This is a genomic window from Aureimonas frigidaquae (assembly GCF_001463905.1).
In the GTDB taxonomy this organism is placed as follows: Bacteria; Pseudomonadota; Alphaproteobacteria; order Rhizobiales; family Rhizobiaceae; genus Aureimonas; species Aureimonas frigidaquae.
This window is the reverse complement of the sequence record NZ_BBWR01000012.1, coordinates 255,670-278,221: the sequence shown is the minus strand read 5'-3', so window position 1 is coordinate 278,221 and position 22,552 is coordinate 255,670. Positions and strand designations below refer to the sequence as shown.

Here is a 22,552-nt window from a genome sequence, read left to right as displayed (position 1 = left end):
GTTGCTCATGTGGTTACGACGACGGGGCAATCCCGGGTCGGGTGATCGAGTATGTGGACGCTCTGGCGGTAGACCGCTTCAAGACGGTCGCGACGAAACACCTCGCGCGGGGTTCCGGTGGCCGCGACGCGCCCTTCCGACAACAGAACGATCTTGTCGGCATGCGCTCCGGCAAGGTTCAGGTCGTGCAGCACGGCCACGACGCAGGCGCCGGCATCGGCGCGCTGCCTCGCACGCTGCAAAACCCGTTCCTGATGCCGCAGATCGAGTGCGGCAGTCGGCTCGTCCAGGAGTATGACCGGGGTGTCCTGCACCTCGACCCTTGCGAAGGTCGTCCGTGCCTGCTCGCCGCCGGACAGGGTCTGGGCGTTGCGGTGCGCCATATCCTCGATTTCCGCTGCCAACATCGCATCGCGGATGGCAGCGTCGTCGTCCGTGGGTGGCAGTTCGCGGAATGCCCGCCCCATGGCGACAACTTCGGCGACGCTATATCCGAAGCGGATGACCGACCCTTGCGGGAACACCGAGCGAATTTGCGCCAACGCCCGGACGGAGTAGCCGGATACCGGCTTTCCGCATAATAGAATTTTCCCTTCATCCGGAACGCGGTCACCTGCGATCACCGACAGCAGCGTCGATTTTCCCGCGCCATTCGGGCCGACGAGGGCGGTCAGCGTTCCGCCAGAACAACTTAGGTTGACCGACTGCAGGAGCGCGCGTGCGCCGGATCGCACTGTCACTGCCTGGGCCTGGATCATGCGTCGCCTCCGCCTGTAGCTCGTCCGCGCCAGATCAGCCAGAGGAAGAACGGCCCGCCCAGCGCCCCCATCAGGATCCCGATGGGGACTTCTGAAGGCGGGTCCAGCGTGCGCGCCGCAAGATCGGCAAGAATAACCAGCAGAGCGCCGCCCGCCGCTGAGAACGGTATCAACAGGCGATGTCCCGGCCCGATCATCAATCGGAAAAGGTGCGGTATCACGAGCCCGACGAACCCGATCGTTCCTGCAAAGGACACAGCGGCGGCCACCAGCAGCGCCGTGACGACGATGAGCTTTCGACGCAGGGCGCGGACATCGACACCGAGATGTCGGGCCTGCCGTTCTCCCAATGCCAGCAGATCGAGCGGGCGGGACCAGAGTAGAAGCAGCGCCACGCCAACGATTGCGGAAGGGGAGGATATGACGACCGTCGACCATGTGGCGGAGGACAGCGATCCCATCGACCAGAAGGTCAGGCTTTGCAGTTGCTCCGTTGTCGCAAGATACGTCAGGAAACCGGCGAAGGCGCCGCCGATGGCATTGACGGCAATCCCGACCAGAAGCAATCGGGAGTTATCTCCACCCTCAGCGCCGGGCCGTGCGAGCGCATAGATCACCAGTGTCGTGCCAATGCCGGCCAGGAACGCTCCTGCCGGTAATGTCCAGACGCCGAGAACGGATATGTTGAGGACGACGACGGTGATCGCGCCCAGAGAGGCGCCGGACGAGACCCCGACGATTCCGGGATCGGCCAGGGGGTTGCCGAAAAGGCCCTGCATCGCTGCTCCGCAGGTGGCTAGGCTGGCTCCCACGATCGCCGCCATTGCGATCCGCGCCAACCGAAGATCCCAGACGACCGCCTCACGCAGGGCAATGGCAGGGTCGGTCGTGGCGGATCCGTCTATCCGCCCCGCAATGGCCAGGAATACGTCAGCGCCCGACAAGCGGAACGCGCCGAACATCACGGACACGAGCGTCGCGATCGCCAGCGCCGCCGCGACCCCGATCGCCAGCAGGATGACAGAAGCCGGAAGGCTCCGCCAGGATCGCAGCCGCCCCGGCACCGCGCCTGACAGGCTCATGGCGCAATCTCGGAAAGGGCCTTCGCCAAGGCGACCGTGGCGATGCCGCTGGATGCGGCATCCGAGCGCACATGCAAGTCACGCATGACGATGACGTTGCGTCTCTGGCCGGCGGGTGTCAGGGCTAGCCCGGGATAACTGCTCCACATTCCATCGATACCGCCGAAGGAGGCGAGCTCTGATTCCGCGATCAGCAGCACGTCCGGCGCCATTTGCAGTACGCCCTCGGGCGTTACGGGTCTGTAACGGTCTCTCCCGACGGCCGCGGCGGCGTTCAGTGCGCCTACGCGAGCGATCAGGTTGTCCACCGCCGTGGCCGAGCCGCCTGCCGTAAAGCTGGTGCCGGCACCCATCCTAGATGCATGAACAAGCCGCAACGGGTGCCCCGGCCTCTTGAGTTCGGAGGCCTGCGCGTAATCGGCCTGTATAGCCTGCACCAGTGCCTCGCCACGTTCCGGCGCCCCGAGAATTTCGGCCATCCGCCGCACCTTGTCGGCCGGTGGCAGTGTCCGGTCGATTATTTCGGCGCGCTGTCCCAGTGCGCGTAATCCCTCAATCAGCCGCACATTGGGGGCGGAAGACCCGATGGTCACTTCAGGGCGCATCGCCAGGACGCCTTCGACACCGGCCCACTCGCGAACCTTGTTGGGCGTTCCGTCTATCCCGGGTAGCTCGATGGAGTCGGGCCTTGCGAGGATACGGTCGGCCCCTCCCAATGCGACGGCGATTTCGACCAGATCCGCGCCCATCAGGACAAAGTCCGGTTCCCCACCGAGCGAGTCCGGTTCGTAGAGCGCTGGATAAGGAGGGGCGTCGCTGATGTCGATTGTCTCCGCGCTGACCGGCAGGGAAGCGACGAGGGCCAGAAAGCCGATGGCAAGAAAGGTGACACGCATGGTCGCACTCGTTCAGAAGATGGTCGACAGCCTGAATGTAACGCGCCTGGGATCTCCGAAGGTTACGGACGATCCGAAGGACCGTTGATCGAAGTACTCCTCGTCGAACAGGTTTTCGACGCGGACGGCACCTTTCAACAGGACACCGTTCTCCAACTGCTTTTCAGCGAAGAGAGCCAGGTCTACGAGCGTGTAGGCGTCACGCTCGAAGCCCGTCGGATCGCGCGCGTCGCTATAATGGTTGACGCCGAAACCGAGATCGATCCGGCCGATCGGCCCTGCAATGTCCCCATACAGGTTGACCTTGTTCCACAGCGCGAAATTGTGCTTGGCGACATAAGGGATCGCCTGGCCGAGAAGCAGTGGATCGTCGCTTTCCTCGACCTCCGTGTCTAAGAGGGCGTATCCCATATAAGCGCTCCAACGATCGGTGATCTGCCCGGTCAGGCCGACTTCGACGCCGCGGGAGCGGTAGACGCCGTCCAGCACCGAGTTCGTATTGAACTCATCTTCCGGAACCAGCCGACGAGCAATGTTCTCCTTGCGAATCTGAAACGCTGCGACGGAAAAAAGCGCGGCGCCGCTCATGATCTCGTGCTTGTAGCCGACCTCGAACTGACGTCCGATCTGTGGATCGTCCAGCACCTCGTAAGTCTCGTAATCGTTGACGATGAGCTGCGGGAGAAAGGACTCGGCATAGGAGCCGTAAATGCTGGCGGCAGGGGCGATGTCCTGGATGATCGCAAGTCGCGGCGACACGAAACCGTCCGACAGCTCGGCGCTCGTGTCCGTGCCCAGAGCGGGCCCGTCTATCTGTTGGGAATAGGCATAACCGACGCCACCCATCAGCTTCGTGGTCTGCCAGGGCAGGGTCACGATATCCTGGGCGTAGACATTGTGGTCCGTCCTCTCGAAGGGACCGCCGCGCGCGACGCCCTCCCGGTCGAGGAGATCGAAAAGATCGTCGCCGTAAGGGTAGGGGCCATTGTCCGGCGCGAACGGATCGATGGCCGTCGGACGCAGGCGCCGGAGCGGCACGGCCGCGCTTCCGGTGGTGGATATCTGAACGACCGTCCCGTCGCTGTCGAGGTGAGAATAGGCGTAACCGAGAAGCCATTGATGGGTGAGGGAGCCGGTCTCGACCTTGCCTGACAGGTCCGCGCCGGCGGCGAACGACCTGTCTTCGCTCTCGCCCACATGAACCGTGCGTGGAAGGGCGCCGGTTCCATCCGGGGCGCCGCCGCCACGTCCCCCGATACGGGTCGTCTCATGCGACTGCTCGTTGAACTGATAGAGCACGTAGGTATTGGCGCCGAAAGCCTCGGATGGGGACCATTCGTTCTCCCACAAGATCGTATGCTGCCGGATATCGACGAAGTTGGACGAATTCCCAGCGAAGAAATCGTCGGGAACGGGAAACAGCGTATCGCCCGGAAAGCGGATCGTGTCGTAGCGCTGAGGCACGCCGTCGACATCCAGATACTCGTAGGTCAGCCGGGAGGATAACTCGGTCGTAGCCTCGAACTCGACGCTGCCGAACAGAGTATCGGGCGTTTCCTCGACATAGTCACGCCAGTCGTCCTGGCGGTCGTATTCGGCTACGAAGCGATAGCGCCAGCGATCGTCATCGGGCGTGAACGGGCCGCCCGCATCGACGAAAGCGCCGTACGAACCTTCCGTGTCGCCGCGTATGCCGACTTCGTATCGCCGCTCCGAAAGCGGTTTCTTGAAATTGTAGTTGATGACCCCCCCGGGTTCGGACGCGCCATAATAGATTGCTGCAGGCCCCTTCAGCAGTTCAACGCCGGCGAGGCTGGCCGTCGACCGGTAGTTCGACCCGACGCCATAGACCCGATGCCCGTTGTAAAGCACGGTTCCGCCACTTCCGAGGTCGAACCCGCGCGAAAAGAAACCGCGCGAAACGTTGGAGCCGGTATCCGAATTGGTGCTTTGCGTGTGCGCGCCGGCGAAATTCTCGAACGCTTCGTAGACGGTCGTCTCGCCGCGGTCCTCCATGAGCTCGGCTGTCGCCTGGTCTACCGAGAATGGCACTTGCCGTGCCGGAAGATCCACCTTTGCCGCAACGCTGCCGACCCCGTCCGGCTCGTAACCGCGTTCGGGGCCGATAGCGATGCCGCCCAGAAAGCCGCTCGATACCACGACGGCGTCGAGTTCGATCGTTTCGCCCGTTTCTTGTGCCGAGGACAACGAGGGCACCAGCGCCGAAGCCGCGATCCCGAGCCAGAATGCTTGGACAGATGACCGCCGGCTGCTCCACGAGCAATACATGATAAACGCTCCCGCAATCGATTGCAGACCAATCGCTACAAAACATGAGATACTCAGTCAACTTAAATTCTGCAGGGCAGGAAGTTTTTACTAACGACTGCCGTGGCGAGGGCTCGATGTCGAGGCGCGAACGACGAGCGTACAGGGGAAGCGCCGTTCCTTATCGGAGATTGGCCCGCCGGAGATGCGGCTGACGATCGCGTGGGCCGCAGCATATCCCATCTCGTAGTGTGGAATGCTTACACTTGTCAGGGGCGGTGTAACGCGGTCCAGAAAGGGAATGTCGTTGAAGCCAGTTATCGACAGGTCTTCAGGGCAACGCATTCCCAGCCTCGCAGCGGCACGGACGGCCCCAAGCGCGAGAAGGTCGTTGCCGCAGGCAAGCGCCGTCAGTTCGGGTCTCGCCGAGAGTAGGTCGAAGGCCGCGTCCTCGCCATCGGTATCGGTTGCCAGGTGGGCGCGTCGTGTCTCGCTGTCGCAGAGGATTATCTCCCGCCGCGCAAGCGCACTCCGGAATCCATCGAGCTTGTGGTCCGCCGTAACGGCATTGCGTGGTCCAGCAAGGATGCCGATACGTCGGTGGCCGAGCTCCAAAAGATGTGCGATGACCGCTTCCGTTCCGATGACAAGGTCCGGCAGGATCGTTGGGTCGCCCAGGTGGTCGGTCTCGCGATTCAGGAGAACCAGCGGGATATTGCGCGAGCGGACCAGATCGAGGTCATGGTCGTCGCGATCAGCATAGGTGACGACAAAGCCATCGACCCTATGGTCCAGAAAGGTTCGCACCAAATCATGCTTGCGGGCAGCGTCTGCGTAGGTATTGCCAAGCAGCGCCATGTAGCCGCTTTCGCGAAGGCGATTCTCGATGCCACGAAACATCACCGGAAGCATCATGTTGGTAAAATCGCGCATGACGACGCCGATCAGACCGCTGCGGCTTCGACGGAGGTTGGAGGCGAGGTTGTTGATCCGATAGTCGAGATCCTGAGCCACCCGTCGGACTCGCTCCAACGTTTCTTGATTGACGATATGGGCAGTCTGCGGGTTCAGCGCTCGTGAGACAGTGCTCGGATGAACGCCGGCGGCCTTTGCGACATCGCTTAAGGTCGCCGCGCGCGCCTGAGTCACGCCGGCACCGACTAGCGCGATTCGCTTGCGAACCATCCCGTACTCCCGCTTCTCAATATTTGCGCACGCCCCTTCGGTCATTCGGGTCGAGAGGTACGCACGGCTTGCAGACGATAGAGCATTTGGCAAGCCGGCAACGTGCCAATCGTAGCATTCGTGGGTGGGCACGAGTGAAATCAATCGACCCAATTTATTGGTTGAAGACAATCAATTCGTTGGACTTATTAATTTGTCGACCTCATGCTCGAGTTGCGACCACTACGGAGAGATCCAGATGCATTTTGATAGAATGCGTGCCGTGTCATCCGGCATGCGTCCGCTTTCTCGACTGGACAAACCTAGAGAAGTTGTCAGGCAGTTTACACCCAACTGGTTTGCCGCCACGATGGGAACCGGCATCCTCGCCATCAGTCTGAAACAGGCCGCCGACGGAGTGCCGTTGATAGAGGGTATCGCCGAAGGACTCTGGCTGTTCAACATTATCCTCTTCACCCTGTTTACCTCGCTCTATGCCGCCCGGTGGATATTCTTTTTCGATGGGGCCAAACGCATCTTCGGCCATTCCGTCGTATCGATGTTCTTCGGCTGCATACCGATGGGATTGGCTACGATCATCAATGGCTTCCTGATTTTCGGTACGTCTCGCTTCGGCGCGGTCGCTGTGGAGATCGCGCACGCCCTGTGGTGGCTGGACGTGGCGATGGCCGCCGCCTGCGGGATTGCGATCCCATACATGATGTTCACGCGACAGAGCCATTCGATCGACCAGATGACTGCGGTCTGGTTGCTGCCGATGGTTGCGGCCGAGGTGGCAGCCGTTTCGGGAGGACTTCTCGCACCGCATCTGGCCGGCCCACATAGCCAGCTCACCGTGCTAATCCTTTCCTACGTTCTCTGGGCGCTGTCGGTACCGATCGCCATGAGTGTCCTTGTGGTCCTCGTTCTGCGCCTCGCCGTGCACAAGCTGCCGCACGCATCGATGGCGGCGTCGAGCTGGCTTGCGCTCGGGCCGATCGGCACCGGCGCGCTCGGATTGATGACATTGGGCGGCGCAGCGCCGGCGATCCTGAATGCGAACGGACTGGATCGGTTTTCCGGACCGGTAGAAGGCATCGGCTTTATCGCCGGACTGCTTCTTTGGGGCTATGGCCTCTGGTGGCTGGCGATGGCGACGCTCGTGACGGTCCGCTACCTGAGAGAGGGCTTGCCGTTCAATCTCGGCTGGTGGGGCTATACGTTCCCGATCGGCGTTTACGCAGTGGCGACTTTGAAGCTCGGCACGATCCTGCCAATCCCCGCGATCCATGTGTTCGGCGTGGCGCTTGTCGTGCTGCTTGCGGCAGTTTGGATGGTGGTGGCTGCCCGGACGCTCCGCGGCGCCTGGCGCGGAGACCTCTTCGTAGCGCCATGCCTCAAGGCCGACTGAAAGGACTTTCCGGATTTGCCCTCACGACGGAATGAAGCATGTGCCTCGGACGTCTTACCGGGGACGGCTGATCTTGCTGCGCCACAGACAGGAGACATCATGGCCCTTCGTATTCTCGGTCGCCCCTCAGATCGGCGCTCGTTTCTGACCGGTTCGGCTGCTGTTGGCACGGCCTTCATACTGACGTCAAAGGCGTCGGCACAGGATTCAGTTGCCATCGTCGCGGATTCGGTCGGTCGCCCCGGACAACTCGACGAACTCGTTTACGGGCGTGCGGATGCGCCTGTTACCATCGTCGAATACACATCGCTTACCTGCGGATTTTGTGCGCACTTCCACAATGATGCGCTCCCGGAGTTCCGGCGGAGTCATATCGATGCGGGCCGTGCGCGATTGGTGGTGCGAGAGTTCCCACTCGATCCCCGCGCTCTTGCCGGCTTCATGCTCGCTCGGTGTCTTGAAGGGGAGCGCACGCTTGCGATGATCGACCTTCTGTTCCGGCGACAGGACGAGTGGGCCCGCGCCGAAAACGTGTCTGGCATCCTGCTTTCATTGGCCCAATTCGCTGGAATGAGTCAAGACGCATTTACCGCCTGCCTTTCGAACACGGAACTGCAGCAGGCCATCCTTGCCGTACGGGAGCGGGGACAAACTGAATTCGATGTTTCGGGAACGCCAACCTTCTTCATAAACGGCGAGCGACATGTCGGTGCCCTCGACGCGGCAGAACTCGGCGCGGCTGTCGATGCCGCAGCCTGACGCCTAAGAAAAAGAGGAAGGTGGATCGTCCCGCAAGAGAATGAGGAACCGGGCACATGATGTGACCGGTTCCTCGATGTGGCAGTCGACGTGTCAGTTGGCGCCCGATGCCTGCGCGACATAGGCCGCAACGGCGACGATCTGTTCATCGCTCAACGTATCGGCATAAGCGGGCATGACTCCGACGCCGTTGCGCACGGCGTTCGCGGTACGCGCCGCGTCTGGCTTCAACTGGTCGAGAATCGGCCCGATTTCGGCTGTCGAACCCGCATCCGCGAGCGTATGGCAGATGGCGCATTGCGGTTCCGCCGCTTCCAGGAACACCTGTTTGCCGAGCTGCAATGTCTCCTCGCTGGCATCCTGAGCGAGGGCGGCATTTGGAGCCATTGCGAACAGGGCCGCACATAGAGAAAGATATGGCAAGCGTGTCATGTCGGAAACCTCTCGAGGCGACGGTGCGGGAATGGGCATGCGACCCGGGTCGTCACGACACGGTCAGGCTGACGGCAGGGCCTTGCCATCCGTTGTGGCTGTAGCCTGCCTCGTTCGGCTCGAAGTCGCGGGGCTGCTGGTTGCCCTCCGAATCGGTAGCCCTGCTGACAAGCGTGTACTGCCCAGGCTTCAGGTCTGCCGAGACGACAAAGGGCCGCCAAGCGTAGCGACCGAGATCGGGACCGACGAACGTCGCGTCGGTCCATGTCTCGCCGTCATCGATCGACACTTCGACCTTCTCCAGCGCGTTGATGCCGCCAAAGGCAAGGCCGGTGATCTGGATCCTGCCGCTCTCGTGATCACCGAGTGGCGCGGTGATCCAGGACTTCGGTTGCATTTCCCAGACCGACGGATAGCTTGGATCGCCCTTGGTGCCGAGCGGATGAATGCGATAGCGCGTCTTCTGTATGGCAGCTTCGGTCTCCGCCTCGGTCAGCGCGATGGTCTTGACGTATTTGATCGAGTTAACGCCGGTGAAGCCGGGAACCACCATGCGAAGCGGCCCGCCATGCGCCAGCGTGATCGGTTCGCCATTCATTTCCCACGCCAGAAGAATGGTGTCGACCTCGGCGATCGGCACGGAACGCTCGACCATGATATCCAGTGGATCAAGGCCCGCAGGAATGGTTTCGCCGCCTGTCCCGGTGACGAAGCGGGCGCCTTCGGCAGCGCCGCCCATCGCGTCGACAACCGTGCGCAGGGGAACGCCGGTCCAGATCACGCAGCCCGCAGCGCCGACCTGCCATGGCGTGCCACTCGGGGAGTGGTCGAAATATGCCCGGCCATTGCCGGAGCATTGGAGGACCATGGCGACCGAGGCGACCCCGAGGGTCTTCAGTTCGCCGAGCGTGATCGAACGGGGCTCGCCGACGCCTTCCACGGAGACCGACCAAGCGTCGCGGTCATCCAGGATTTCGGCGGCTGGCGGCGCGACATTGTTGCGAACGTAGAGGCGCGTCTCGGGCGTTATGGCGCTGGTGCCCATCGCCTCTCGCTTCAACTCGATCGTGTTGTTGGAATGGACGATGAGCGCGTCGGCGTCCTTCGCACCGACGTAAGCGGGCAGGGGCGTCGATCCTTCTGGAGGCGCCGCCTGTTGCGCAAAGGCGGTCGTGCCCGTGGTTGCCGTAAATCCCGTGACGGCGAGTACCCCGGCGGTACTTGTCATCAGGCGCCGACGTTTGAGGTCGATCGTTTCCATCATCCTGTCCTCCCCATTCTGGACGCCGAGGGCGTCGATGGGGACAAGACGGATGACAGGCAGGTTCTATTCCCGGAGTACCGATTTTTCAGGTCAAGAACAGGTGGATGGCATATCCCGTGCGGCCGCGATCAGCGCGGCAGGTAGCTCGGATGGTGACTGGCCGTCGCGGACGGCTTTCGCCAGCAGGGCGAAGCGCTTGCTGTCCATCGATCTCGTGACGAGCGCGAACTGGCGGCCCTCGCCACTCCAGGCAACAATGGATACGTCAGCGTCAATGGATCCGACCTCGAGCGGAGACGCCTGCGCAACTGAGAACAGGCTGACCCGGCAGCCGTTCCTGCCGATAAAACCTTCCTGCCGCGTCGTGACCGAATGGCTGTTTGTCTGCTCATCGATGTGGGCCAGGCGCAAATGGGCCGCCGCCATGATCGCGGTCGGCCAACGCTGGATATCGACGTTCTCGGAAGCTGCAACTGTTTCGCTTGCCCATTGATCGTGACGGTCGACGATGGTCAGGGACGTTTCCGCCTGTGCCCGATCCTGAAGATCGCCGGACAACGGCGCCGTTTGCAGTGTCACCACAAGAAGTGTCCCGACGATGATGGCGCCGATGGAGGCTGCCAGTACGGCGACGGCGGGCCTCCGCGCAGACCGTCGAGCGAAAATCGACGATTGCGCTGCGGGCATGCGCAGGTCGGGCCGCGCATCGTTCGGCAGGCAGGACGCCGTTGCGGCCTTCAGTGCGGACAGGCGCGCAAGGGCGAGCGCGAGCGCCGGTTCGCCTGCAATGCGCGCAGCAAGGTGTGCAGCCTCGGCCGGCGACAGGGCGCCGTCGACATAGGCGCTGAGAGCCTTGAAATCGGCCACGCTCAACTCAGCCACGGGACTCGCTTCCAGCGGCCATCGGAAGTTGTTTCACCCGGTCGTCCGAGAGCAATTCGCACATTGCCATCCTTGCCCGAGAGACGCGGCTCATCACGGTTCCATGCGGAACCGACAGGATATCAGCAGCTTCCTTATAACTGAACCCCGCAATGTCGACGAGCCCGAGAACGTCGCGGTGCTCGTCCGACAGCAGCTGCATGGCCTGACGGACCGCCAGCACATTCACGACGACGGTTTCCATCGAGATGGGCGCTTCACAGGCGTCGAGATCATGCGTAGCTTCCCGATGGAGCCTGACGGTCTTCAGTGCCCGGAGCCTATCCAGCCAGAGGTTTCGAAGGATCGAGAACATCCAGGGCCGCAAGGCAGTGGCATGCATTGGAATTGACCGTGCGGAGAAGGCACGAACCACACAATCCTGCATCAGGTCCGCTGCGAGTTCACGGTCGCGCGTGAGCGTGACGGCATAACCGTACATGGCGTCCCGATCGGCCAGGATATGGGCTTTGAGATCCTCTTCCGTCACCCTCCGTGCTCTCCTCCCTGGAATGGTTATAAGCCGGTGAGCTTTACACGGCAATGAATCAGGCCGTTGTGCGACCGTCGCGCCACGGCGCTTGCCGTCACCATGTGACGCGATGGAACGCGGCCACCCCGGCGCGGAACTGCACTGCACCCCCTTGGGCGGGGTGGCGAACATAGGTGATCGGAATTCCGAACCCTGCGCCCGCGCCTTCGGCTACCCGCCCGATCGCAAGGATACGGCGTGGTCGGAAGGCTTCGACAAGGAGCGCCAGCGTGTCGCGAGACCGGGAAATCTCGGAGCGAGACGGGGTCCGGTTGCGCAACGGAGTGCCGGACCGATGGGGGTGGAGCATAATTGCGTTCCAGAACAGGGGCAGGCGGGCCGGCAGCACGCCCCAGATTTGCCGCGAGGTGCCGGAGGGACGCGCGGTTGATGCATCGGCCGTCGCCCGCTGAAGCGGTGCGATGGCCAGCCGGGACGAGACGTCGGCGAGGCGCCCCTCGCCAGTGAATGGTACACCGGTGCGCCGGGCTCCGAACCTTGAGGGCGCCTCACCCAGCCAAAGGTCGATGCCGTCCCGCTCGATGAAGGCATCGAGGTAGCAACGAAGGTTACGGCACCGGATCAAGGGCGCATTCGGACCGTCGACTGCCCGGTCGGTATCCGCGTAGGGATTGAAGAGGGTGGATGTTCCGGTCGCCGCGGCAAGATCCGACACGATGTCGTCGAGCATCATGAGCCGCCTTCAAAGCTTGTTCGCCGGCACAGTAGCCGGCTGCCGCTCAAGTTCATCGTAAACAAGCCGGGCGACCGCCATCAACGCCTCGCGCGACGTCTCTGCTGTCACCACATAGCCAAGGCCACGATCGCGCCACAGAAAGGCGGAGACACCGTCCTGTTTCACGAACTGGAAAGCCGTATCCTCCGTCTCATCGGTCTTCACGTACAATGTCAGTCGCGTCCCCGCATCGTCGTCGTACATCAGCATTGCGGCGGGACCGGAAAGGCCCGGCAGGAGGCGCCCACCCATCAGGCGGTAGCCAAGCGAGGTGAGATCCGGAGCGGTGACCGGCGTCCGCAACCGCTTCGACAGCCAACCTACGAGATGGGCCTCTTCGTCGGCCCGGACCTCGACAGGGTGGACCACCTCGACCACGAAGGTGCGATAGGCCGAGATTGCGTCATCGGCCATGCGGGCGATCCGGACGGGATCGGTCTTCGGTGCTTCCAGCAGGCCGTTCGCCATCCAGCCTCCGAGCCCTCCGATGGCGAGCCAGGCGCAGACGGCGGCGACCGAGCGCAACTGTGCCAGCCGTCGACGCCGCACGCCGACGCGGATGCTGGAGATGCGAAGGCGCGTCGGGATGGGCTCGGCTGCCTTGGGACCGAGACGGTCGCGCAACTCTCCGAGAAGCGTGCGGTCCCGCTCGAGTTCGCTCGCGGCCGAGGGATGGTCTTTCAGATAGCGTTCCACTGCCGCGAGGCGTTCGGGCGTAAGGCGTCCGTCGAGATAGGCCTGGAGATCGTCCTCGCCGACGGGAAGGTCGGTGCTATTCATTTGACCCTCCTAAGGTTCGGTTTGACGCCGTGGTCGAGATAGGTTCGAAGCCGTTCACGCGCGCGCGACAGCCGCGACATCACGGTTCCAATCGGCAGTCCCATGACCTTTGCCGTCTCCTCGTAGCTGAGATCCTCGACGCCGACGAGAAGGAGAACCGTTCGATGCTCATCGCTCAGCGCGCCGATGCCATTCATGACGTCGCGGAACCCGGCCTTGTCCAACTGCCCGCCATCGACGCCGTCCGTCTCTGTCATGTCGTCGAGCCCGATGTGCTCGCCGCGCCGCCGGCCCTGACGCAGGGCGGACAAATGGAGATTGCGCAGGATGGTGTAGAGCCAGGCCCGCAGGTTGCCGTCGGGGCGGCGCAGATGCCAACGCCCGACGGCGCGCTCCAGGCAGTCCTGGACGAGATCGTCGGCAGCCGCGTTGTCCCGCATCAGGCCATAGGCATAACGCCGCAACCCGGGGATCAGCGGCTCGATAAGCCGTGCGATCTCGTCCTCGCTCATGACGGCTCTACTTCACAAGCGCCGGATCGACTTGCCAGATCTCATCGGTAAGCTTGCCGTCGCGGAATAGCATGACGTAGCGCACCGGAATCTCGTCCTTGCCCGAGAATACGACGTTCGCGGTGACGGTCGCTCCCTTCGGGTTCATTGCCTCCGAGACATCCATGACGTCGGCGGTCAAGTTCGGTTGAGCTTTCGCGAACTTATCCCAGACCGCCTTTATCTCAGCGCCCTTGTAGGTGCCGTCGAGCGGCCCGCCAATCCAGTGTAGTGTCGCGCCTTCGCCATAGGCGCCAGCAACCGTTTCGGTGTCGCCCTTGGCGATCGAGGCGATGCGGGCCTGCGCCATGTCCGCGGCGGGGCCGGCATGCGCCGCTGTTACCATGGATGTCGCGATGGCTGCGGCGGTGAGAAGGGTCTTCATAGGCGTTTGTCCTCGGCATTGAAGGTTGCTGACCATATCAAGACGCCGCCGGGCAGACCTTATTCCGTTTCGATAGGCGAAAAAAATCTGACCGCACCCGACGGAATAAACAGCCGTCGACGGCGTCTACCCTTAAAGCCGCCCCGCTGAGGGCCATGACCAACCGATGTGAACCGCAGGAGTTCAAATGTTCCGTCTTCCAGTCTTTGCCGCCAGCGCCTTGCTAACCACCTGTGCTTTCGCGCAGGCCGCAGACACCGCGCTGTTCGATCCCGCCGTCAAGCACGAACCGAAGGATGGCGTCGTCCGACTCTATGGTGCGGGTGGGCCTCACACCGCATTCCAGAAGGTTGCCGACCTCTGGACGCAGCAAACTGGGAACGCGGTCGAAATCACCGCCGGCCCGGAAGGGACATGGTCCAAGAAGGCGCAAGGCGATGCCGACATCATCTGGGGCACGTCCGAGCAGTCGATGACGGCATTCCTGCAGACCTATAAGACCTTCTCCTCCGACCAGGTCGAGCCCATTTATGTCCGCCCCACAGTGATCGCGGTCAAGAAAGGCAATCCCAAGGGCATCCAGGGCTTCGACGACCTTCTGAAGGAGGGCATGAAGATCGTCGTCACGGAGGGCTCGGGCGTCTCGAACACTTCGGGTACGGGAACCTGGGAGGATGTAGCTGGTCGCCTTGGGCGCCTGTCCGACATCGAAGGCTTCCGCCGCAATATCATCAGCTTCTCAACGGGCTCGGGCGCCAGCTTCAAGGCGTTCGGGGATCTCGATGCCGACGCCTGGATCACGTGGCCTGACTGGACGGTGACGAAAGCCGACGTTCTGGACGCTGTGCCGATCGAGGCTGACCGCCGCATCTGGCGCGACCTGAACATCGCGATCGCTCTTGACGCCGATCCGCAGGCGAAGGAGTTCACCGACTTTCTGGTCACACCGGAGGCGCAGGCTTTGATGCGCACGGAAGGCTGGGAGCGGTGACTTTCCAACCTCGCGAGAGAGCTTTACCATCCCATCGCTACGGGGATGGGGTTCCCCCGCAACCGCCCGCGTCGGGCTAATGACTCCTATCGAAACCGCGGCGCATGCTCGGATTTTTCCGAGTATGCGCACCCATGTTGATAGGAGATCCGCATGTCCTTCACCAGCTGCGTCATCGTTATGTTGGGCGGCGCGCTCGGCACGTTCTTGCGCTACGCCATCTCGGTTGTCGCCCTTTCGATCAGCCGTGATCTGCCCTGGGGCACGATCCTCATCAACATCGCGGGTTCCTTCGCGATCGGGCTGTTCGGGACGCTCACGCTCGCTTCGGGCCGTTTCCCGGCTTCGGAGAACCTTCGTCTGTTCGTGATGATTGGGATCTGCGGCGGCTTCACCACCTTCTCCTCGTTCAGCCTTCAGACGCTCGATCTCCTGCGGGTCGGCGCTGTGCCGCGCGCGACGCTGAACGTTGCCCTGTCGGTAATCTTATGCGTGGCGGCAGTCGGCCTTGGCCACGTCGTTGCAGCCCGACTAAATGACAACGCCCAGCGTATCGCGCAGATCGACCTCGAGGAGGAGGCTTGAGTCTGGAGAGGCGCTCCACAATATCCACTTCAAAGCAGCTTCGACGGCTCACGTCACTTCTTGAGTGGGACCGGAAACTGCCATCGCGACACATCACGGTATACCCGGATGTGATGCTCGCTTTGATACAGATGAATCGTAACATCCGGGTTGACGGCGACTATTTGTGACTTGGTAGCCTCGGGCGTAGAGCTTGAGGTGACACATGGCACGCATAGGGTACGCACGGGTTAGCACGCTCGACCAAGATCTCGAGTTGCAGGTGACGAAGCTCACCGCCGAGGGATGTTCAATCATCCGCTCTGAGAAGGCGTCTGGTGCAAAGCGTGAAGGGCGCGCTGAACTGGCGACGATCATCGACTTCCTTCGGCCAGATGATGAACTGGTGGTGACCCGCCTTGATCGGCTTGGTCGCGACACGCGCGACGTGCTGAACGTCATCCACGAGTGCGAACAGCGGGGCGCGTTCGTAACCGTGCTTGACCCGCACGTTTCAACGCGCGGCGAGATGGGGCATTTGGTTTTGACCGTGCTGGGCATGGTTGCCCAGATGGAACGTCGCTTCATCAAGGAACGGCAACGCGAAGGCATCGAACGCGCGAAATCGAAAGGTATCTATCAGGGCGGCAAGCGCCGGGTGAGCCGGGCGAAAGTTCTGGAACTGGCCGCAGCGAATGTGCCGGTCAGCCAAATCGCCAACGAGATGGCCTGTTCTCGCATGCAGGTCTACCGGATACTCAGCGAGCTTCAGACCTAACGGCTGCAATGGGGCCGTAAGCGGATAATCCGCTTCCCACTAGATGTGGCGGATAGCAGCCATTGTCGGAGGACGGCGAAGGTTGGTTCGGCAGTCTCCGTGGTTCGCTTTCGGCATGCCTTAAGAAGACCGGACCTTTTTTTACCGCCTACCGTTAGCGTTCGGCCCCAAAGGAGACGTTCAATATCGCGGTGGCTCACGTTCGGAATGGCCGTCAGACGCCCTGACCGCTTCCGGGACCAAAGGCGGGAAAGCCGCCGTTCGTCATGGGAACTGCGGGCTCCATCTTTCTCAGGCCGATCCACGTTTCGAAGTCTTGGTAAAGCTCGTCGAATGTCACGAGGGTGAGCGTGAAACTGTCGGCCTTGACCTTGTTCCGCCGCCACTCCCATCGATCCTTGCGGACTGCTGTCGACAGCGAGGATGAGCGTCCGATCACGAGCACCCCTACGATATTGGGTCGCTCGCTGCCGAAGGCGTCCACGTAATCGCCGATCTTGCGGTAGTGATCTAGCGCCCAGGTCCAGTCGACTACCTAACTGAATCCCTTCTCGAATTGGCGCGCCCAAGTGTCGACGCCGCGATCACTGTCTTCGAATATATGCCGATCGGACGCGCCCTCGAACTCGATCAGGCAGATGTTGTCGGTGCCGGCACGGCGGACGGTAAGATCGGTTCTGAAATGGGGGGTGACCCGAAACTCGCGCTTTATCAGATCGCCAATGCCCAAGCGACTATTGTACTGCCCCATCATCGCGCAGAGATTGGGCCATTTGTCGAAGTTTTCCAGCACCTGTTTGCGCTCGGCAAGGTCAGTGTTGGTTTCAAGGATGATCTTGAATTCAGCTACTTCAGCTTCCGCACCCATTAAATTGAAATCGTGGGAATTAAAATAGGGCTTGGCCATCAATTCTTCGCGACGACTGAGGTAATAACGACTGAGTCGCCCTCGTTCTTGAAGACCACACGCAGATCCCCGGCACGCGCGACGAAGGCATTATCGACGCCGACGATTCTTTTGATCTTCGCCGGGTTAAGCACGCTCGACTGGACCTTCGCCCGCACGGCGTTTGCCTTGGACTTATCGAACGGGTACAGCGACGAGATCATGTTCGCTGCCGTGTTGCTTATGAGCACGCGCAGATTGCTTGAACCATTCTCCTGTCGTTGTACCGTGGTCATCATTAACTCCCATACCCTCGTGAAGGCGAGTTCAATTTAGGGAATGTCGCAATTGCCGTCCACCGCGCCTATTCAATTCGGGTCTACTTAGCAGGCATCTCCAAAGCGCGCATGGATCCCATTATACGGCGTGAGGACATCCTGAGCATATGACCGCTTACAGTGTCATCAAAGACCGCCCCGAACGCCGATAATCGGGCGCGGAGCGGACGCCATTTAAAGGGCATCGAGTAGCCGCTTTCCACGCTTCCCTGCCAATATCCTGACAGCGTTCGACCGTTCGTAAACCCGGAGGAAGCTGCGCGCCTTTTGCCAAGAGTCAAGCGAGTGGGCATCAGGCGGTCGGCTTCACCAAGTTGCATCCAGCACGACGTTCTGTCGTGTTCGACCAACGCAAACGCCATCGCGTATAGCGAAGCACTCCACATGGTGGTGACCGCGGAACTTCGTATGCTCCGGGTCCTGCAGCGTTCGATGATCGGTGATTTCCCCACGCGGCTGTGCTGAAGCGTCGTCATTCTTGACCTTCCACTTGAACAGATCCGCTTCGGGCGCATCACTTCCAAGTCGGAACTCGATCGCGCGATCGACAGGAATTCTGCCGATCATGTCGAGGATGAAGCGCCGAAAGCTGCCCTGTCTTTCCAGCGCCGTGGCGATGATCGAGAAGTCATGCTCTGAGAACACCGGTATGCGCTGATCGAACAGATAGGCTTCGTTCGGGCTGGCACGGCGGCGCCGCGGCGCCTGCAGCAACGCGATGACCGGATCCCGCTCGGCTAGGTTCTCGAGCGCGATGAGGAAGCCGTCGCGAGCTTCCAGTATCTGCCGGCGCTCCTGCTCGGTAATGCCGCGCACATAGTCGTCGATCTTGCGTGCCGGGTCGGCCCGGTCCGGAATTTGGGGATAACGAATAAGGTCCGGCAGATCACAGAAGACAGCAAACACCATGTCGAAAATGTCGGCATGGGGATTGCGCGTGAGCCACCGCGTAATGGCTTGTTCGAGGTGGAAGGACTTGAGCGCGAAGCTTGCATCCTGCCGCTTGCATGCGGCCCGCCATCCCTTCGCAATCTTCACGGCTTTCCGGAAGTCTGAGTTGGTAGCGTTCATGTCCCGGGCGACGGCGATGTATCCGCGCGGATCCGAGCGGATCCAAGCCATTTCGCGCTCGCCGCGAGCGACGGCGGCACGGATGCGCCGGCGTTCGCTGCGCGAGGCCCGGGCGATCTCCGGCACCACATACATGTCCTCGCCTCGATCGTTGCGACCATGCCTGTAAGCCGGAACGACGTCGATGGCGAAAACCTCGTCCTCGCCATCCAGGAACCTGATCGTAACGGAATGCGTCTGAAGTTCGATCATGGCCCTGTATGACGTCGGGTTCTCGAATTCGTCCAGCAGTCGCCGCTCCAACTCCCGTAAGGCTGACGACGGATCATGCTCCAACGGGTTCCAGTCGCCAAGGATGTAAAGGACATCCAAGTCATGCAGCGGACGGATCGCGGTGAAGCGTGGGTAGGAGCCGATCTGCAAGGCGTTATTCACGCCGATCACGTCACAGACGGCTGCATACACGCGCGAGACAAACCGTCGGTCCGCCTCGGTTGGCGACAGGTGATCCTTGGCGAAGGTGCGCAGCTTCTCGCTAATTCTTTGCTTTCTCATACCCGGTCGTGATCAAGCTTGTGACGACATCATTGAGCAAGCGGCCGCGAAGGTTCGCCAAGACCACGTTGCGGTGCTTCTCTAGTTCGGCAATCACCTCGTTCGAGACGAGCCCGCGGCCTTGCGGCGCGTAGATGATGAGAGCTGTTCGGTCCCCCTTGCGGCTCAGGATCTGCGGGATGTTTTCCGTCCAGTCCGGCCAATGCACCAAAAAAATGCTCGCCTTCTCTGCTCGGCCGATATCATGGACGTCGGTGATCGGAACAACGTTCTTCACATCGAAAAGATCGGAATCCTCGAAGAGAGCGGTGAGACTACTCAAGGCATCACCCTTGGCGAAGATCGCGATTTTGCGCTTCGTCAGCCCGTTACCCAGACGGATCAGGACGGGAACGAACCCGGAAAAGATGAGATACCCACCGTATAGTGCGCCCACCAGGACCACTGCAGTCGACACGTAGCCGACAACGTCCAGAAATGCTTTGACCTGCGGCCAGTAAGGCATCAACAACCTGCAGCATAACGTTACGGTGCATTGCCAGTATCATAGCCATACGGCTCTCGGTCTAGGAGATCGTCGCGGTATCCCCAACGAAAGCGCCGCGTGCCACGCTCAGCATGCAGTGCAAAGCTCAAATTGATGGAAGCTTCACGCTCAACGTTCGCTGCCTCGCCCATCGCGTAATGCATACACGCGCCGCAGACACAGCCGGCGACGAGCGAATCCCATTAGAGTTCAATCTGAACGAACGGCACGCTCTTCCTACGACCGCAACCGGAGAAACCTGACGTTTCACAAACCGCTTACTATGGTTCGGTTTGGGTGTGCCTTTCGCAGACCCCGCCGTTCGCGGTCTTCCAAATATGCGGGCGGCACGTAAAAAGGATTAAAAGCAAGGAGACTACCCATAGCGCACCGAGCCATGATCGTTCTAGAGCATGCTTGGAAGTCACCTCAATCGTTGAGCGAAAGTTGACGTGGCTGGCCTGATGTCCGCTTCCAGGAATTGGAAGGCGTGCCGTGAACGACCGAGAAGGGGCGCAAAGCGGTTGTAGTGGCTTGCCCCAGCTACGAAGGGCACTGATTGTAACCTCAGCGTTTGAACTAACGGCTCTCTGTGTCACATCTTGGAATTCCGAACCGGATGTGACGGCGTTAGCACGTCATCAAGTACCCAACTTCAGGGTATACGCTGATGTTAATGGTTTACAGCATATTACATAGTCAAGATAAATTAACCCTGATTGTCGCGGTGTCTCTGGCGCTTGGAGTGCGGCGTCTTTCCAAAGCTCCCGCCACTCTTATTAGAGCGAGTATGTATAATACTCCTTGAACTGGGGCCATGCGTACGCCAGTCAGCTGAAACTTCTCTATCGTGCTCGACATCGCTTTTCTCGCCTGCTCGCGATTTCCATCCTCAGCGTCTTACAGATAAAGTAGTCGCGATAGCAGCTACGAATCGACAGAGCTGTTATGCCTTCAATGCAAAGCACACCGTGGGAGGTGAGGATGCTCGCTGCCGAGGAGGGTTGGAAACCGATGCCGGATGACGGCTTCATCGGCCATGTCGGCCCCATCTTCGTAAAGCGCGACGGATCTGTGCCGCTCTATGGGTTTTTGACCGAGGGCAAACATCGCAACACACGCGGAGCGGTGCAGGGCGGCATGTTGATGACCTTCGCCGATCGCGCCATGGGCCAGTCCATAAGAGACGCGTTCGGACCGGAGCCGATCGCCACGATTCAGTTCGACATGCATTTCGTTTCTCAATGCGGAATCGACGAGGTCGTGACCACCCGGCCGACGATCGTTAGATCGACGTCTTCCATCGTGTTCATGGAATGCGAACTGATGGCGGGCAATCGAACGATTGCGACCGCAAAGGGGATCTGGAAGAGGCTGGGTGTGAACCCAGCCCCCTAATCCGTCAGTCTCCGGCCTGCGACGTGTCGGGCTGCCTGGACATCAGGCTTCCGATCAACGGGAGAACGAACACGATAACGGCCAGGATCAGGCATACGAGCGAGATGGGGCTTGTCGCGAAAACGGCATAGTCGTCGCCTGAGCCGACAAGGGCGCGCCTGAAGTTGGATTCCATCATGTATCCGAGCACCAAAGCGAGGACGATCGGCGCCGGCTCTATTTCGACTTTCTGCAGGACGTAGCCAATAATACCGAAGGCGACGGCAATCCATATGCTGAAGATGTCGTTCGACTCGGCATAGGTTCCGAGAAGGCACGTGGCACACACCATCGCCGCGACGACGCCTCGTGGTATGAGAGTAAGCTTGACCCACAGGCGCGAGCCGAAAAGGCCGAGCGCAACCATGAACGGCATGCCGAGCAGCAGCGCGACGTAAATCGAATACGGCACCTCGGGATGCTGGCTGAAAATCAATGGGCCGGGCTGCACGCCATGGATTGCCAAAGCCCCGACAAGCACTGCGGTTGATGCCTTGCCGGGGATGCCGAGGGCCAGCATCGGCGCAAGCGCGCCTGGCATGCACGCGTTGTTGGCTGTCTCGGCGGCGACGAGACCTTCCGGGTTTCCTTTTCCGAACGTTTCCGGCGACTTGGATATGCGTCGCTGCACCGAATAGGCGGTCAGGGAAGCGATCGTTGCGCCAGCCCCTGGAATGACTCCGAGGATGTAGCCGATAAGGGTCGACCGAACCATGTTGCCGCCATGCGGTCGCAACAGGCTGAACTGGCCAAGAACGCCGGACATCGCCTTCAGTGGCGCCGGCTTCTCGTCCGTGGTTTCCAGCATCACCAGGACTTCCGAGAGTGCGAACAGGCCAATTAGGGCTGCGATGAACGGTATGCCGCCGAGGAGCCCGTCGTTGAAGGCAAATCTGGGTATGCCATCGACCGGGTCGGTGCCGATTGTCGTCAGCAGGAGCCCGAAAAGGAGCGCGACAAAGCCGCGTATCACCGAGTGGCCGGAAAGCGTCGAGACAAGGCTGAGGCCAAGTACCGCGAGAGCAAAATACTCTGCCGGGCCGAAGGCCAATGCCACCTTCGTCATCCAGCTGACCGTCAGGACCAGGAGGATAGTGGAGAGGACGGAACCCACCGCCGATCCGAGAATGGACAGGGTCAGCGCCTGTCCGGCCTCGCCGCGCAGGCGCATCGGATACCCGTCAAGCGCGGTCACCGCGGACGACGGTTCGCCGGGCGTGTTCACAAGAATGGCGGGAATGGCACCGGAATACTCGGACGCCATGTAAAGCGTCACCAGCATGACAACCGAAACGACCGGGTCCAGGCCGAATGTGAATGGGATTAGCAGCGCCATTCCGACCCCGGCCGACAAGCCCGGCAACGCGCCGACCAGATAGCCGACGAGAACGCCGCCAAGAAGCCCCGCCACGACGGCCAGGGAGGTGAACGAATGCAGGCCTAGAAGAAAACCGTCGAGCATGGTGA

The 22,552-nt window shown here is 61.1% G+C and carries 24 protein-coding genes, 1 pseudogene and 1 riboswitch; of the genes and pseudogenes, 6 read left to right on the top strand and 19 right to left on the bottom strand.

What is annotated here, in order from left to right; genetic code table 11:
* Positions 1-5: 5 nt before the first annotated feature.
* The 5 genes from AUL30_RS13825 to AUL30_RS13805 form a co-directional block, all read right to left on the bottom strand.
* On the bottom strand, positions 6-758 hold the full coding sequence (locus tag AUL30_RS13825; RefSeq protein ID WP_062228471.1) for a heme ABC transporter ATP-binding protein: 753 nt from the start codon (positions 756-758) through the stop codon (positions 6-8).
* Entirely contained in the window at positions 755-1,822 is a 1,068-nt protein-coding gene (locus AUL30_RS13820) for a FecCD family ABC transporter permease (protein WP_244490830.1), read from the bottom strand. Before AUL30_RS13820 ends, AUL30_RS13825 begins: the two co-directional genes overlap by 4 nt.
* A 14-nt stretch (positions 1,823-1,836) precedes the next feature.
* On the bottom strand, positions 1,837-2,736 hold the full coding sequence (locus AUL30_RS13815; RefSeq protein WP_062228469.1) for an ABC transporter substrate-binding protein: 900 nt from the start codon (positions 2,734-2,736) through the stop codon (positions 1,837-1,839).
* Positions 2,737-2,748: 12 nt separating this feature from the next.
* Positions 2,749-4,944, bottom strand: coding sequence for a TonB-dependent siderophore receptor (locus tag AUL30_RS13810; RefSeq protein WP_062228468.1), 2,196 nt, complete (start codon positions 4,942-4,944; stop codon positions 2,749-2,751).
* Between the two features lie 171 nt (positions 4,945-5,115).
* Positions 5,116-6,189, bottom strand: a complete 1,074-nt coding sequence (locus AUL30_RS13805; RefSeq protein WP_192843066.1) for a LacI family DNA-binding transcriptional regulator — start codon at positions 6,187-6,189, stop codon at positions 5,116-5,118.
* 238 nt (positions 6,190-6,427) lie between these two features.
* On the opposite strand from AUL30_RS13805, the gene AUL30_RS13800 reads away from it, so the two are divergent.
* Positions 6,428-7,579, top strand: a complete 1,152-nt coding sequence (locus AUL30_RS13800) for a TDT family transporter (RefSeq protein WP_062228466.1) — start codon at positions 6,428-6,430, stop codon at positions 7,577-7,579.
* Between the two features lie 99 nt (positions 7,580-7,678).
* On the top strand, positions 7,679-8,338 hold the full coding sequence (locus tag AUL30_RS13795; protein ID WP_062228465.1) for a DsbA family protein: 660 nt from the start codon (positions 7,679-7,681) through the stop codon (positions 8,336-8,338).
* A 93-nt stretch (positions 8,339-8,431) separates the two neighbouring features.
* Here the strand turns inward: AUL30_RS13795 and sorU are convergent, their stop codons facing one another.
* From sorU to AUL30_RS13755, 8 genes are all read right to left on the bottom strand, one after another.
* Complete coding sequence (sorU, locus tag AUL30_RS13790) at positions 8,432-8,809, bottom strand: SorU family sulfite dehydrogenase c-type cytochrome subunit (RefSeq protein WP_244490829.1); 378 nt, start codon at positions 8,807-8,809, stop codon at positions 8,432-8,434.
* A gap of 13 nt (positions 8,810-8,822) precedes the next feature.
* Complete coding sequence (gene sorT, locus AUL30_RS13785; RefSeq protein WP_062228463.1) at positions 8,823-10,034, bottom strand: SorT family sulfite dehydrogenase catalytic subunit; 1,212 nt, start codon at positions 10,032-10,034, stop codon at positions 8,823-8,825.
* 90 nt (positions 10,035-10,124) lie between these two features.
* Positions 10,125-10,916 (bottom strand): hypothetical protein, encoded by a 792-nt coding sequence (locus tag AUL30_RS13780; protein ID WP_157070156.1) that lies wholly within the window; start codon positions 10,914-10,916, stop codon positions 10,125-10,127.
* Positions 10,909-11,445, bottom strand: coding sequence for an RNA polymerase sigma factor (locus AUL30_RS13775; RefSeq protein WP_244490828.1), 537 nt, complete (start codon positions 11,443-11,445; stop codon positions 10,909-10,911). The genes AUL30_RS13780 and AUL30_RS13775 overlap by 8 nt, the downstream gene beginning before the upstream one ends.
* Before the next feature lie 97 nt (positions 11,446-11,542).
* Positions 11,543-12,181, bottom strand: coding sequence for a uracil-DNA glycosylase (locus AUL30_RS13770; protein ID WP_062228461.1), 639 nt, complete (start codon positions 12,179-12,181; stop codon positions 11,543-11,545).
* 9 nt (positions 12,182-12,190) lie between these two features.
* Complete coding sequence (locus AUL30_RS13765) at positions 12,191-13,003, bottom strand: anti-sigma factor family protein (RefSeq protein ID WP_062228460.1); 813 nt, start codon at positions 13,001-13,003, stop codon at positions 12,191-12,193.
* The gene (locus AUL30_RS13760; RefSeq protein WP_062228459.1) at positions 13,000-13,515 is read right to left on the bottom strand and encodes an RNA polymerase sigma factor; all 516 of its coding nucleotides are present in this window, start codon (positions 13,513-13,515) and stop codon (positions 13,000-13,002) included. The genes AUL30_RS13765 and AUL30_RS13760 overlap by 4 nt, the downstream gene beginning before the upstream one ends.
* A gap of 7 nt (positions 13,516-13,522) precedes the next feature.
* Positions 13,523-13,939 (bottom strand): nuclear transport factor 2 family protein, encoded by a 417-nt coding sequence (locus tag AUL30_RS13755; protein ID WP_062228458.1) that lies wholly within the window; start codon positions 13,937-13,939, stop codon positions 13,523-13,525.
* 187 nt (positions 13,940-14,126) lie between these two features.
* On the opposite strand from AUL30_RS13755, the gene AUL30_RS13750 reads away from it, so the two are divergent.
* From AUL30_RS13750 to AUL30_RS13740, 3 genes are all read left to right on the top strand, one after another.
* Positions 14,127-14,930 (top strand): substrate-binding domain-containing protein, encoded by an 804-nt coding sequence (locus AUL30_RS13750; protein ID WP_062228457.1) that lies wholly within the window; start codon positions 14,127-14,129, stop codon positions 14,928-14,930.
* A 32-nt stretch (positions 14,931-14,962) separates the two neighbouring features.
* Positions 14,963-15,026: riboswitch (Fluoride riboswitch) on the top strand.
* Between the two features lie 57 nt (positions 15,027-15,083).
* A complete protein-coding gene (gene crcB / locus AUL30_RS13745) occupies positions 15,084-15,515 on the top strand; it encodes a fluoride efflux transporter CrcB (protein WP_062228456.1) in 432 nt (143 codons plus the stop codon).
* Between the two features lie 205 nt (positions 15,516-15,720).
* A complete protein-coding gene (locus AUL30_RS13740) occupies positions 15,721-16,272 on the top strand; it encodes a recombinase family protein (protein WP_062228455.1) in 552 nt (183 codons plus the stop codon).
* A 214-nt stretch (positions 16,273-16,486) separates the two neighbouring features.
* Here the strand turns inward: AUL30_RS13740 and AUL30_RS13735 are convergent.
* From AUL30_RS13735 to AUL30_RS13715, 5 genes and pseudogenes are all read right to left on the bottom strand, one after another.
* Positions 16,487-16,792 (bottom strand): annotated as a pseudogene (locus tag AUL30_RS13735) (hypothetical protein); the annotation flags it as partial.
* Between the two features lie 15 nt (positions 16,793-16,807).
* Positions 16,808-17,179, bottom strand: a complete 372-nt coding sequence (locus tag AUL30_RS13730) for a Shedu immune nuclease family protein (protein ID WP_062228453.1) — start codon at positions 17,177-17,179, stop codon at positions 16,808-16,810.
* Entirely contained in the window at positions 17,179-17,457 is a 279-nt protein-coding gene (locus AUL30_RS13725) for a hypothetical protein (protein WP_062228452.1), read from the bottom strand. The genes AUL30_RS13730 and AUL30_RS13725 overlap by 1 nt, the downstream gene beginning before the upstream one ends.
* Before the next feature lie 345 nt (positions 17,458-17,802).
* Complete coding sequence (locus AUL30_RS13720) at positions 17,803-19,122, bottom strand: nucleotidyltransferase (protein ID WP_157070154.1); 1,320 nt, start codon at positions 19,120-19,122, stop codon at positions 17,803-17,805.
* A complete protein-coding gene (locus AUL30_RS13715; protein WP_157070152.1) occupies positions 19,103-19,627 on the bottom strand; it encodes a hypothetical protein in 525 nt (174 codons plus the stop codon). The genes AUL30_RS13720 and AUL30_RS13715 overlap by 20 nt, the downstream gene beginning before the upstream one ends.
* Before the next feature lie 1,005 nt (positions 19,628-20,632).
* Between AUL30_RS13715 and AUL30_RS13710 the strand changes: the two genes are divergently transcribed.
* The gene (locus AUL30_RS13710) at positions 20,633-21,046 is read left to right on the top strand and encodes a PaaI family thioesterase (RefSeq protein ID WP_062228449.1); all 414 of its coding nucleotides are present in this window, start codon (positions 20,633-20,635) and stop codon (positions 21,044-21,046) included.
* 4 nt (positions 21,047-21,050) lie between these two features.
* On the opposite strand, the gene AUL30_RS13705 is transcribed toward AUL30_RS13710, so the two are convergent.
* The gene (locus AUL30_RS13705; protein ID WP_062228448.1) at positions 21,051-22,547 is read right to left on the bottom strand and encodes a tripartite tricarboxylate transporter permease; all 1,497 of its coding nucleotides are present in this window, start codon (positions 22,545-22,547) and stop codon (positions 21,051-21,053) included.
* Between the last annotated feature and the right edge of the window lie 5 nt (positions 22,548-22,552).

Coding starts and splice junctions, on each gene's coding strand:
- AUL30_RS13825 (WP_062228471.1), bottom strand. CDS start 758: ATGATCCAGGCCCAGGCAGTGACAGTGCGATCCGGCGCACGCGCGCTC.
- AUL30_RS13815 (WP_062228469.1), bottom strand. CDS start 2,736: ATGCGTGTCACCTTTCTTGCCATCGGCTTTCTGGCCCTCGTCGCTTCC.
- AUL30_RS13805 (WP_192843066.1), bottom strand. CDS start 6,189: ATGGTTCGCAAGCGAATCGCGCTAGTCGGTGCCGGCGTGACTCAGGCG.
- AUL30_RS13800 (WP_062228466.1), top strand. CDS start 6,428: ATGCATTTTGATAGAATGCGTGCCGTGTCATCCGGCATGCGTCCGCTT.
- AUL30_RS13795 (WP_062228465.1), top strand. CDS start 7,679: ATGGCCCTTCGTATTCTCGGTCGCCCCTCAGATCGGCGCTCGTTTCTG.
- sorU (WP_244490829.1), bottom strand. CDS start 8,809: ATGCCCATTCCCGCACCGTCGCCTCGAGAGGTTTCCGACATGACACGC.
- sorT (WP_062228463.1), bottom strand. CDS start 10,034: ATGATGGAAACGATCGACCTCAAACGTCGGCGCCTGATGACAAGTACC.
- AUL30_RS13770 (WP_062228461.1), bottom strand. CDS start 12,181: ATGATGCTCGACGACATCGTGTCGGATCTTGCCGCGGCGACCGGAACA.
- AUL30_RS13765 (WP_062228460.1), bottom strand. CDS start 13,003: ATGAATAGCACCGACCTTCCCGTCGGCGAGGACGATCTCCAGGCCTAT.
- AUL30_RS13760 (WP_062228459.1), bottom strand. CDS start 13,515: ATGAGCGAGGACGAGATCGCACGGCTTATCGAGCCGCTGATCCCCGGG.
- AUL30_RS13755 (WP_062228458.1), bottom strand. CDS start 13,939: ATGAAGACCCTTCTCACCGCCGCAGCCATCGCGACATCCATGGTAACA.
- AUL30_RS13750 (WP_062228457.1), top strand. CDS start 14,127: ATGTTCCGTCTTCCAGTCTTTGCCGCCAGCGCCTTGCTAACCACCTGT.
- crcB (WP_062228456.1), top strand. CDS start 15,084: ATGTCCTTCACCAGCTGCGTCATCGTTATGTTGGGCGGCGCGCTCGGC.
- AUL30_RS13740 (WP_062228455.1), top strand. CDS start 15,721: ATGGCACGCATAGGGTACGCACGGGTTAGCACGCTCGACCAAGATCTC.
- AUL30_RS13730 (WP_062228453.1), bottom strand. CDS start 17,179: ATGGCCAAGCCCTATTTTAATTCCCACGATTTCAATTTAATGGGTGCG.
- AUL30_RS13725 (WP_062228452.1), bottom strand. CDS start 17,457: ATGATGACCACGGTACAACGACAGGAGAATGGTTCAAGCAATCTGCGC.
- AUL30_RS13720 (WP_157070154.1), bottom strand. CDS start 19,122: ATGAGAAAGCAAAGAATTAGCGAGAAGCTGCGCACCTTCGCCAAGGAT.
- AUL30_RS13715 (WP_157070152.1), bottom strand. CDS start 19,627: ATGCCTTACTGGCCGCAGGTCAAAGCATTTCTGGACGTTGTCGGCTAC.
- AUL30_RS13710 (WP_062228449.1), top strand. CDS start 20,633: ATGCTCGCTGCCGAGGAGGGTTGGAAACCGATGCCGGATGACGGCTTC.
- AUL30_RS13705 (WP_062228448.1), bottom strand. CDS start 22,547: ATGCTCGACGGTTTTCTTCTAGGCCTGCATTCGTTCACCTCCCTGGCC.